Source organism: Neokomagataea anthophila (genome assembly GCF_018122595.1).
GTDB lineage: Bacteria > Pseudomonadota > Alphaproteobacteria > Acetobacterales > Acetobacteraceae > Gluconobacter > Gluconobacter anthophilus.
Map to the genome: position 1 here is coordinate 1 of NZ_JAGRQH010000017.1, position 10529 is coordinate 10529.

Genomic DNA, 10529 nt, shown 5'->3' on the forward strand with positions numbered 1-10529 from the left:
CCACAATCCTCAAGCGTTCGAGCGGCAGACAATCAACCGCTTACGATCCGGATCAGTCGCTTAGCGTACGTTTTCGATCATCCTCTCACTGATCCCCATGTCAGCCCATTTATGTGACAATCGTCAATTATAACTAAAGGTGTTTTTGGGCATAATTTGGCTGGAGGTGAGCGGCCATGTTCGAACGATTTTATAATGTCCATCGATATCAAGCAGTACCAGCAGGTGGTCCATTCATCACAATAATGGGCTTATGCATCATGTTGGGTGCGTTCATGCACAGTGCGCAGGGCCTTTTGGTTGACATCGGGTTCGTCTTGGGAGGCTCGACTTTCATGATAAGCTGGAAGCTCGCCGATAAACTTCCAAGTCTAACGAAAGTGCAAATCATCTCCATCGTGACTGCGATAGCTGTCGAAATCGTCGTTTTTTACGAATCTTGGCCACTATTACAAACTTTGAATGATCAAAAGACCGTGTCATCTATTTTGGCGATAGTGGCAGTCCACTTCGTAATCATGTTTCCTGCATATGGTTTATCATCGGTACTACTTACTATTTTATGCGGATCTAATGCTTTGATAGGCTGGTTTTATTACGGATACAATGCTGATGGCGTCTTGTTCGGAGATGGTGTTATCAAGTTTATCGCGGGTATCAGTATGGTGCTTTCAAGTCCAATATTTCGAACAAACCGCTAGGTACTTAGCGTGTGCCGTTGCGCCCCACAGCAACCCTACCGCAAACGACCCCCTTTTGTCTCCAGAAAACCCGGGGCAGTTCATGGCATTACTCATACCGTGTTTGCGGCACAGATCCGGCACTTTCAGCCCAGCCTGCCTGCTAATGCAAGATATTGATAATCTGCTCTTCCGTAAAACGACAGCGTTTCATAGGTCCGGTTCCTTATCCAACGGACTCTATTTTAAAATAGATACATTCCCGGGGGCACGTCATGAGCGACTACCTTGATGATGGGAACTTTACCGACACTTAAGAAGTTGTTCCCCCAATGTTTTTAACGGCATAGAGTTTTGGGGCGACAGGCGATCTAGACGGTGAGAGAATGAGACCTTGTGGGTTACTGTCGACTTTTGCATCAGGGTAAACTGCTAAGGCCATTTGCAAGCTAGACAGGAATTGTGAGCGGAAGTGGGCCATTCGTTCTACCCCGGGGCCGAATTGCGCCTTCAATGCCGCCCATGTGATAGGAGTTGGCATCCTCAAGCAGTGTAGGCGGTAAGCTAGCCAGCAATAAATATCGAGTGCCTGGGAAAGGCCATTTAGTGAACGGATGGCGGATTCCTCAATTGGAATAGGATGTTTCATAAGTTGTTCGAAGAATAATTCTGATAACTGGACTGAGTCGATAAGCCGTGTTCTGCCGTGTCCGTCTGCATCCGTAAAAAACCGTGCTGAATCAATAATATTTTGGTTTATAATGCCACTATATTTCCCAGTGCTCTGGAATTCAAAGGTTAGACGACATCTGGCAATTCTTTCTGCTTGTTCACGGACGTCAGCGATAGACTTCCCCCCTTGAGGGATACCCATGAGTTTAATCCAACTACGAAATGATCCTCCTAGGTCTACTTGTCGACTTTGAGTTTTTACGGCTTCAGATTGTAAATAAAGTAAAATCAATCGTGCTTTAGAACCATACGGAACGCCTATATATTCAGGCGTCCCAGTTAGGGAGGGGCGTCTCCCTGGTTCAACAACCATTGTCGCTCGGTCTGTTGATACCTGCCAAGCGGCGTCGTTTGCAATGCGTTTGTGAGGGAGAACAACATGTGCAAAACCGCTGTAGAGAAAACTTACCGTGTTGTCCTCGTTGGACATATACGACACAGCTGCATCTACGACTTTTCGGTCGTAATCGAGAGCAAGCGCTCCTTGTCTGCCGTTAGTCTCAATGAGGTTGTGTATTTCTCCCATGAGCAAGGACTATGACGAAGAGTTTGGCATCTGTCAGCGGGAACTTTGGCGACAGTGCGAGGGGGATAAACTAAGAGAACTGTTCTCGTGCTAACTAATAGAAGAATAATAGTTATTGAGATATTAGTTTGGTACGTCAGAGTTCTCGGGATAACGTTTAAAAATAGCAGTTTTCCGTTAATATTGTCGCTAGAGTTCCCGATTTTGTCGTTAGAGTTCCCAAAAACGTCGGTAGAGTTCTCGGGATAACCCATGGGTGTCGTCAAAGTTCTCGGGATAAGTTTTTTTGAGACTATTCCGCTTTATGGACTCCGAATCGGGATGGAACACGGACATGTCGTCATTTAAGCAGAGCGCCTTCTTGCGGAAATTAAACGTTTTGTCGCTAGAGTTCCCTCCTTACGGGACCTTTTGTCGCCAGAGTTCCCGCTCATTGCAAACTGCTTACCAAGATGCACGGCCGTTTTGGTAGAACCCAGGCAAGTGCTATGGTTTCTGCTGCTTTATCGGGGTTACGGGTGATGTCACGTTAAATTTTTTGCTTTGAGTGTGGATGGGTTTGAGGGAATTCAGGCTGCGAGAGAGGTCGCGGATTTCCACTGAGCAAAAGCTTGAAGGCGATGAATGTGTCGTGTGAGAGCGTTGGAGTTAGCGGCGGGTGGAACGAAGAGATTACGGACGGCCGAGAAGATGAAGACATACCTCTGACAATCGCCGGGAGACCGGAACTTCTGCATGACTTTCTCCCGTTTTTGGAGCGGTAAATGACTGTTTTCTGCTCGATTATTCAGCCCTTTTCGGGACAGACAGACCGAGTTTACGCTTTGCAGCCTCGTAAGACTTCAACTTATCCGTGATCATCCGCCTTGGGTACGCGCTTGGCGGCCTTGGTATTGCGCCGTTATTGTAAGATTTCATCAAGAATGTAACCGTCTTGATCGACCGCACGCCAGAGCCAATGAACATGGCCGCCAATCACTAATCCTGACTTCGTCCAAATGCCATAGATCGCCCCGTTTGGCGCGTTTGCGGTGCAAGCTGCGGACATACGCCGCACCAAACTTCAGGCTCCAGCGACAGATCGTCTCATACGAGATCATTATCCCACGTTCGAGCAGCATTTCCTCAATCAAGCGAAAGCTCAGAGGAAAACGAAAATACAGCCATACCGCATGCGCTATCAATCCACGCGGGAAACTGCCGTTTGTAACTCACTGGGGATGTGTGTATCCGCACTCTCTAGTACGAGCACGTTAATGTGACATCACCACCCAATCTGGCAATGGTGCGTATTATATGTACATGTAAATAAGCACATGTAAGAAAAAACATGTAACCATTGACATGTAACTAATGACATGTCAGTCACTACGTGTAGATCTGTAAGTGTCGGCTCTATTGTGAGGTATTTCTGTGGCTGTTTTATCTATAGCTTCGGCCAAGGGCGGGTGTGGGAAGACCACCTTGTCGATCATTCTTTCAACTGCTCTTGCTCAAAAGGGGTACAAGGTCCGCCTTCTAGACTGTGACTTAAATCAGCACGCTAGCGAGTTCGGGGCTAAAAGCGGGATGCAGAATCTCACGGTCAGGCCGTCAATAGACGAGCATAATATTTTGGCTGAGGTGCGAACTGCGGAAAGCGAGAGTGACCTGACGATTATTGATCTTCCTGGTGGTTCCTCCACCCTAGCCTTAAAGGCTCTGCAGCGTTCCAATTTCGTGCTTGTGCCATGCCAAGCGAGCCTTCCGGACGTGCGAGACGCATTTAAAACTATCGCTCAGATTGACGATGCAGAAGACCTAGCACGAAGCTATATTCCCCGTGCTCTCATTTGGAGCCGTGTGTTACCTGGTTTTGAGTCCAGAGCAGCGAAGCATGTTAGGGAGAGTGTAGAGCAGCAAAATGTACCAGTTTTTAAGGCGGCGATGTTGGAAAGAGCAGCTTTCAGAGAGATGCACATCACCGGCACAAGCCCGGTTGAAAGTGCAGGTGTGTCCCCCGCGTCCCAGAATGTAGAAGCTATTGCCGAGGAGCTTCTGGAGAAGCTGTCTGCTCTAACGGAGAGTGTCAGATGACAAAATCGCCTCTACCGCCCATCACCGATGCGCTGACGCCTCGTCCGGCTAAGCGGCTTAATCTTCGTGATCTCAAGGCCCCACAGATTGTCGAAGACAGTAGCGTTTCAGAAAACAGCCGTGCACTAGGCACAAAATGGGGCGCACAAACATCATTAGATGAGTCCGATCCTGCTATGACATCTTTGCGGATGGTTATCCCAGAGTATGTGGATCGACAGCTATCGCTAAAGGCTGCGGAAGCCAAAGTCACAAAGCAATATCTTGTTCTTAAGGCGCTCTCTGAAGCTGGGTATGAAGTGAGGGAGGTTGATCTGATTGAGGATAAGCGTAAAAGGCGCCGGCGCTAAATCTTTAAGATAAAGGTACATGTTGAGAGTTACATGTACCTTTATCTGCTTCTGGGCTTATGGGTGTTATCCGTCCCCTTATTCAAATCCACCCTGAAGCGATAGAGCAAAAATAGCAAATAGGCAGAATTACTTGTAATCCATAACATGTACATAATGACATATAAGGAGAGCATGAGTAATTGTGTGGCACTGGTGAAACGGCCCTTGTCGGGGCTCTGCTCCGTTTGTCATTTACGCCTCGCCGTGGACATCACTTTCTGAATATCAATCATGACGTGCCACACAATTCCTCATGCTCCCCAAAACCTTGCTTCATCGGCAAATAGGTGATGTCTGCACACCAGACCTGATTGGGCCGATCAATGACCTCATGGCGCAAAAGATACGGGAAAACAGCGTGTTCCGGATGTCGAACCGTCGTACGGGGCTTTTGATAAATGGGCGTAAGCCCCATTCTAGACATCAAACGACGGATGCGTTTGCGCCCTACACAATACCCCTCACGCTGGGGATGGCGCATCATTTGCCGCGAGCCATACCACGGTGTGTCCAGAAACTGACGGTCAATTAAAGCCATAAGCGTCAAGTTCAGCGTGCTTTCGCCCTTGGGTTTCGCGTAAAACCCCGCACGGCTGAGCGACACCAACTGACATTGGCGCGACAGGGAAAGGTGCTGCGTATCCGGCCCCACCATCTGCCGACGGCGCTCTGCGCTCACTGTCCGGACACTTTCAACAAAAAATCCCGTTCCACCACCAACTGCCCTATCTTGGCATGTAGTCTCTCAATCTCTTGCGCGCTCTTCGGATTGGCTTCTACCGCCTCCGTCTTACCGCTGAAAACGGAGCCTATATTCTTCAAAACCTCTCGCTTCCAAGCCCGCACCAGCGTCGGGTGAATGCCATAATGCGACGCCAACTCCGCCGTCGTACGCGTCTCTTTCAACGCTTCTAACGCAACGCGGGACTTGAACTCAGCCGAGTGATTCTTACGCGATATCTTCATCTCGTTCGTCTTCCTTACTTCAGGAAAAACGAGCTTAACTCATTGTCTAAATTTCGGGGGCCACCTCTGCTCGGGGTGGGCTGCTTGGGTACGTAGGGGTTTGCCATCTCGCGGGTTCCGGTCGAACAGTCGGGCCACGGCCTGAGGCGGTGGGCAATGATTGCCCGCCGTGCGTCGCGGAGATGGACCCGTGATCCCCATCAGCCTAGTCGGGGCAGGTCTCGGCTGTTTGGGGCACCGAAGGCCGATTCGCCGGCGGCTGGTGGCGCCGACAAACCCGATAGTGCATTAACTAGCAGTGCACAGATACCAACACTTTGATTTTTTCCAGGCGAATCCCAGAGGCTCGTTTGAGGATCGATTGCTCAGCATCAGGGCCGACATGCCCGGATGTGGCACGGGCCGTCTGGTGAGACCGTGCGTCCGCTATCAGCTCGGATCAGCGAACTCGGCTTGTCATCCCTCCACTCTCAAGTCCAGCGAAATGCGGCCTAATAGCTTTTCTGCTACCAGCACAGCACGCGGAGAAAACATTGAGAGCGGAAACCACTCTCAGCCCGAGACAATCGAGACGCTCCGATCTTTGCGTCTCTACGGCTTCAATTGACAAGCCCGGCATAGCGGGCAGCCGAGAGTATATGGGTAAGCGTCGCGTCCTTGACTCGAGCATTCATCATGACTCTGTCGGTGAACGCCCACACATCCGGTACATTCAGATCATCTGGCACGAGTCCCAAGTACGTCATAAAAAACTGTTCGATGTCTACGAAGGAGACACGAACATTTCGCTGGTCTGCTTCTAGCCCCACGAATTCGCTGCCACGGATCGCTCCTTGCGACCTTGGCCCACATACGAAATAGAAGCTGCCAAAACCTGCTGCGGCGGCTTTGGCAGCGGCGTGGCCTACATCGTTAGCGTTGAACAGTTTGTCTTTCACTTCTGCCGTATAGACCAGGTGATGACCAGAGTACACGTCTACATCAAGGACTTCATTGGACGAGGAGCCAGCTTGATTCGTCGGATGAACCTTGATCTCAAGGTCTCTGCCGGTCCCTCGCCCCAAGAGGTAAAATGCGAGACCAGTCATGATCGCACACGACTCACCTTCGCAAGACTGTTCCAAGGCAGCTCGGGCGAACTCGACCAGTGCCTTGTGCAGACTCGCATCACCGTCAAGCTCGGCGGCCTCGGCGACGAGGGGTTGGCGTTGCATGACGAAGTGGATGGCGTCCTCGAGAGCCTGCCGTGCGTCTGCTTGGGTTCTCAGTCCTCCGAGGATGTCGATACACTTCTCAAGAATGCCCCGGTCATATCCGCGACGTACGGCGTTTTCTGTGCTGAGCGAGGTGTAGCGAGCAGGCTTGTTCAGGTATGGTTCGTTAGATCGCCCAAGCTTTCCGGCCAACTGGTTGGGATCGCGATCAAAATCAACTACAACCTTGTGACAGAGCGATCGCGAATCAAAGGCACCGTTCAAGTCGGCGCCAGCTTGAAGTGCCAAGCCGTTGGCAGCATCGCTGGTGGCCTTTGCGAGAAGGTTGGTGAACAGAATGTAGCGGTAGGTCAGGTGGCGACCGAGCATCACGTCGCTGATTTCCCTCGCCTTCCGATGCCGTGGCTGGTAACCCTCGGACTTTCCTGCGTCGATCGCATCGGAAAGCACCCGGCGCGCGACTTCATGGTTAATAATTGCCTGAGCCACGGGCGCTGCTTCCTTAAAATAAAGGTTGAAAGGGTGCCTGAAGCAGAGCTGGAAGTCAAGATGTTGGGAAGGAAAATCCCTACAAATTAAATGGTTTTTGTGAGAGGAATTCGATGAAGGCTGTATCCCTATTTACTGGCGCAGGAGGCATGGACGTAGGCTTTCTAGATGCCGGGTTCGAGGTCGTCTGGGCCAACGATTTTGACAAGGATGCGTGTGAGACTTATCGCCTGAACCACGGTGGCGTGATTCATCATGGAAGCATCGATGACCTTATGCCTGAGATTGAAGAGCTGGGTAAGGCTCAGGACGTCGCTTGTCTTTTTGGCGGTCCTCCATGCCAAGGCTTTTCTGTCGCCGGCAAGATGGACGCGTACGATCCCCGTAGCAAGCTTGTTTGGTCCTACATGAATGCCGTCAAGCTTCTTCGTCCAGCGGCTTTTGTTATGGAGAACGTCAAATCGCTTGCGACACTCGAAAAGTTCCGAGCTGTCAGAGAAGGACTCTTCAAAGAGGCAATCAATCTCGGATACGATGTCGAATTGGTTGTGCTGAACTCAAAGGATTTCGGTGTGCCTCAAGGGCGCGAACGTATGTTTCTGGTCGGATTCCTCGACCGTCCAAATCACTTTAAGACGCTCATTGAGGCTAGAAAGCGCGTAGCCCCTAAATTGCGCGACATCCTGCTCGGCGTTGGAAAGATTGGGACACCAACAAACAACAGAATATGCAAGGCAAAAATTACAGCTGCGGCAGCGCCTGTTCTTCGGCGCTCACCTTATGCTGGCATGATTTTTAACGGACAGGGGCGCCCTCTCAATCTCGATGGTCACGCCTCTACCTTGCCGGCCAGCATGGGAGGCAACAGAACTCCCATCATCGATGATGCTGCGCTGTATGAAGACGCAAAACCTTGGGTTGAAGACTATCACGCCAGCCTTATGTCAGGTGGAGACCCGATTGATTGGCAAACAGTCCCCGAGAGACTGCGGCGCCTCACGGTTGATGAAGCCATTGCCATTCAGACCTTCCCCAAAGACTATCGATTTGTAGGGCCTCAGAGTTCGGTGTTCAAGCAGATTGGTAACGCGGTCCCATGCACCCTGGCCGGTGCGGTTGCATCTGTGGTCTGGGAGTTGTTATCGGAAAGTTCGACGGTTGCGGGTGCTCGACGCCGCACAGATGACGAGCTAGAGCTTCGGTGCGCGTGACTACCCGCAAGGGGGTGCTCTGCGAAGGCATCCTCTTGCGTTCTTGCTTTTTTGGTGCCGCTTGCCGGATTCGAACTGGCGACTTTTTCATTACGAATGAACTGCTCTACTGACGTGCCTCCCTTTTTGTTACCAGTCAAAAGGAGAGTTGGGTTCGTCCCCGCAAAGGTACCAAACGCGACATAGGATTTTTAATAAACCATTAATTTATAATATAAATATGCGTTTTTGTTCCACCAAGTTTAGCTCTAATTCAGGTGGCATTTTTTAGAGGAATTATGCTTCCCAATATGAATTGCCTGTAAGATTTTCTCAAAAGAGAACTGTATGTGAAACGTAGATTATGTGACATAATTTGCTCCGTTTTTATCGGCTCGAACTATGATTTCTTAAATGGACGTATCAGTGACAACACGGATCGGATACACACGGGTGTCGAAAGCGGATGGCAGCCAGGTACACGACCTCCAGCGAGACGCGCTGATCATGACTTCTGTCCATCCCGAACATATTTATAAGGACGCCGCGTCCGGGCGGCTCGACCGGCTCAAGACAAAATGAACCGCCTGTTCCGTCAGGATCGACTGATCGCCTTGAACACGATCCGAGTTTCATTCGCGGGCTGGCATGAGCGGGCGATCGCCGCATTTATATTGCTGGTCGCACTGGCCGTCACTCATGCGTGGTTTGCGGGCCGCCCCTGGAGGGCTGCGGCATGGACTGGCTGCGCCGCTTGCACGGTGATCGGCATCGGGGCGGGACGTCTTGTCAATGCGCGTCTCGCTTTCCATGCCTTTGACGGGTTGCTCGCGGCCGATGCCCTGAGCTCGCATACGTGCGGACGCTACAGGACGGCATGGCATGGCGTCGGACTGACGCTTATGGCCGTGGCAACCATGATTGTACGCCCCGCGCTGCTGGGCATCAGCATGCCCGCCTATCTTACCGGGGTGTTGATCGCCGGACTGACAGGAAGCGTCAGGGTGCCGAAGCGCATCGCCGGAACGGCGCGACCGGGATGGACGCTTCGGGCGTTCTTGCATCGTCCAGTCGCCGGGGTGGCGACCGCGACGATCCTGCTCCTGCTCTTACTGTTGTTACCAGTACGCACGATAGGCACAAATGCACTGATGGCGGTGGTCGGCATCAGCACGATGCTGTTCGCGCTGACACTGACCGGCGTCGATGACGCTTTCCGAACACGGGTCGCGGCGCATTTTCGTTCGCCACACCAAGGGGCTCTCGACCTTCTTTGCCGTGTCGGTGCCGGGATGCTGGATCATGCTAGGGTCGGTCGCGGCCGGCATCGCCGCTGCCGCTTGTGTTGCCATCTTGTTACTCCTAACGTTGCGCGTCCTCGCCTATCGGCTGCATACTAAGCGGTTCGCCGATTTTCTCGTTTCCCTTTTCGTAAGTCTGCTCGTGTTGGTTACCTATTCAATCCCGGCAGCCTCGCCTGTCCTCGCGTTCGCCATGCTCTGGCAGCTACAACGTCGCGGCCGGATGAAGACATGGCTGCTAACATGAACTTCGCCGTCAAACTGACAGGCGTGAGCGTCGAGCGTAGCGGGCAGCACGTCGTGCAGAACGTCGATTTGACCGTCTCGCCCGGGTCGTGGTTCGGCGTCATTGGCGCCAACGGATCGGGAAAGACCAGCCTGCTAAGGGCACTTGCCGGCCGGTTACCTTTCGCAGGCGGATCATGCCGGATCGGTTTTGAGGAGATGATCACCGACCGTGCCGCTCGCGCACTGCGTTTCGGTTTCTCCCCTCCTGCGGATAAGCTTCCGGATGCTTTGCGTGGCCGCGACGTTCTCGAACTCGTCGGCGGGAGCGTCGATGACATCCGCTCCCGCTTGGGGAAGCTGTATGAAGCGCTAGGCTTGGATTTTCTACTAGATCTTTGGATTGGCGACTGTTCGGCGGGGATGCGTCAAAGAATCGCAATCGCTGCAGCGTTCGTGAGTGGCCACTCCCTTGTAATCCTTGACGAGCCATTTAACTGGCTCGATCCCGTCGCGATCTTCGACCTGCGTGAAGCCCTTCGTGACATGGTTGATCGTGGCCTGACGCTCATCACCGCCCTCCACGACCTCGCCACATTAGCCTCGGCATGCGACAGCGGTCTCATGCTCGCTGATGGCAAGGTCGCACTGGCGTTGGACGAGGGCATGCTGCGGGCCGCGTCCCACAATCCTCAAGCGTTCGAGCGGCAGACAATCAACCGCTTACGATCCGGATCA

At 52.2% G+C, this 10529-nt stretch carries 10 protein-coding genes and 1 pseudogene; 6 read left to right on the forward strand and 5 right to left on the reverse strand.

The window, feature by feature from the left end; all coding sequences use genetic code 11:
* Nucleotides 1–176 precede the first annotated feature (176 nt).
* Entirely contained in the window at nucleotides 177–701 is a 525-nt protein-coding gene (locus KB213_RS11765) for a DUF6609 family protein (RefSeq protein WP_211683398.1), read from the forward strand.
* Between the two features lie 292 nt (nucleotides 702–993).
* Here the strand turns inward: KB213_RS11765 and KB213_RS11770 are convergent, their stop codons facing one another.
* Nucleotides 994–1842, reverse strand: a complete 849-nt coding sequence (locus KB213_RS11770; protein ID WP_346266715.1) for a replication protein RepA — start codon at nucleotides 1840–1842, stop codon at nucleotides 994–996.
* Between the two features lie 665 nt (nucleotides 1843–2507).
* Nucleotides 2508–3122: pseudogene (locus KB213_RS12890) on the reverse strand (IS6 family transposase).
* A gap of 229 nt (nucleotides 3123–3351) precedes the next feature.
* Here KB213_RS12890 and KB213_RS11785 point away from each other — a divergent pair.
* Both KB213_RS11785 and KB213_RS11790 read left to right on the forward strand, forming a co-directional pair.
* Nucleotides 3352–4014, forward strand: coding sequence for a nucleotide-binding protein (locus tag KB213_RS11785; protein WP_211683405.1), 663 nt, complete (start codon nucleotides 3352–3354; stop codon nucleotides 4012–4014).
* Nucleotides 4011–4364, forward strand: a complete 354-nt coding sequence (locus tag KB213_RS11790) for a hypothetical protein (RefSeq protein WP_211683406.1) — start codon at nucleotides 4011–4013, stop codon at nucleotides 4362–4364. Before KB213_RS11785 ends, KB213_RS11790 begins: the two co-directional genes overlap by 4 nt.
* Before the next feature lie 271 nt (nucleotides 4365–4635).
* Here the strand turns inward: KB213_RS11790 and KB213_RS11795 are convergent, their stop codons facing one another.
* From KB213_RS11795 to KB213_RS11805, 3 genes are all read right to left on the reverse strand, one after another.
* Nucleotides 4636–5085 (reverse strand): IS3 family transposase, encoded by a 450-nt coding sequence (locus KB213_RS11795; protein WP_211683407.1) that lies wholly within the window; start codon nucleotides 5083–5085, stop codon nucleotides 4636–4638.
* Nucleotides 5082–5372 carry a transposase gene (locus tag KB213_RS11800; protein ID WP_211683408.1) on the reverse strand — a complete coding sequence of 97 codons (291 nt, stop codon included), beginning with the start codon at nucleotides 5370–5372 and terminating at the stop codon, nucleotides 5082–5084. The genes KB213_RS11795 and KB213_RS11800 overlap by 4 nt, the downstream gene beginning before the upstream one ends.
* Nucleotides 5373–5971: 599 nt before the next feature.
* On the reverse strand, nucleotides 5972–7075 hold the full coding sequence (locus KB213_RS11805; RefSeq protein WP_211683409.1) for a restriction endonuclease, SacI family: 1104 nt from the start codon (nucleotides 7073–7075) through the stop codon (nucleotides 5972–5974).
* Nucleotides 7076–7188: 113 nt separating this feature from the next.
* Between KB213_RS11805 and KB213_RS11810 the strand changes: the two genes are divergently transcribed.
* The 3 genes from KB213_RS11810 to KB213_RS11820 all read left to right on the forward strand — a co-directional run.
* The gene (locus KB213_RS11810; protein WP_211683410.1) at nucleotides 7189–8286 is read left to right on the forward strand and encodes a DNA cytosine methyltransferase; all 1098 of its coding nucleotides are present in this window, start codon (nucleotides 7189–7191) and stop codon (nucleotides 8284–8286) included.
* A 557-nt stretch (nucleotides 8287–8843) separates the two neighbouring features.
* Nucleotides 8844–9665, forward strand: coding sequence for a hypothetical protein (locus KB213_RS11815; RefSeq protein ID WP_211683411.1), 822 nt, complete (start codon nucleotides 8844–8846; stop codon nucleotides 9663–9665).
* Between the two features lie 144 nt (nucleotides 9666–9809).
* On the forward strand, nucleotides 9810–10529 hold a 720-nt coding region (locus KB213_RS11820), incomplete at its 3' end, for an ABC transporter ATP-binding protein (RefSeq protein WP_249110561.1).

What these genes read in the sequence shown, in the direction of transcription:
- KB213_RS11790 (WP_211683406.1), top strand. Translation starts at nt 4,011, where the DNA reads ATGACAAAATCGCCTCTACCGCCCATCACCGATGCGCTGACGCCTCGT.
- KB213_RS11815 (WP_211683411.1), top strand. Translation starts at nt 8,844, where the DNA reads ATGAACCGCCTGTTCCGTCAGGATCGACTGATCGCCTTGAACACGATC.
- KB213_RS11810 (WP_211683410.1), top strand. Translation starts at nt 7,189, where the DNA reads ATGAAGGCTGTATCCCTATTTACTGGCGCAGGAGGCATGGACGTAGGC.
- KB213_RS11770 (WP_346266715.1), bottom strand. Translation starts at nt 1,842, where the DNA reads ATGTCCAACGAGGACAACACGGTAAGTTTTCTCTACAGCGGTTTTGCA.
- KB213_RS11765 (WP_211683398.1), top strand. Translation starts at nt 177, where the DNA reads ATGTTCGAACGATTTTATAATGTCCATCGATATCAAGCAGTACCAGCA.
- KB213_RS11800 (WP_211683408.1), bottom strand. Translation starts at nt 5,372, where the DNA reads ATGAAGATATCGCGTAAGAATCACTCGGCTGAGTTCAAGTCCCGCGTT.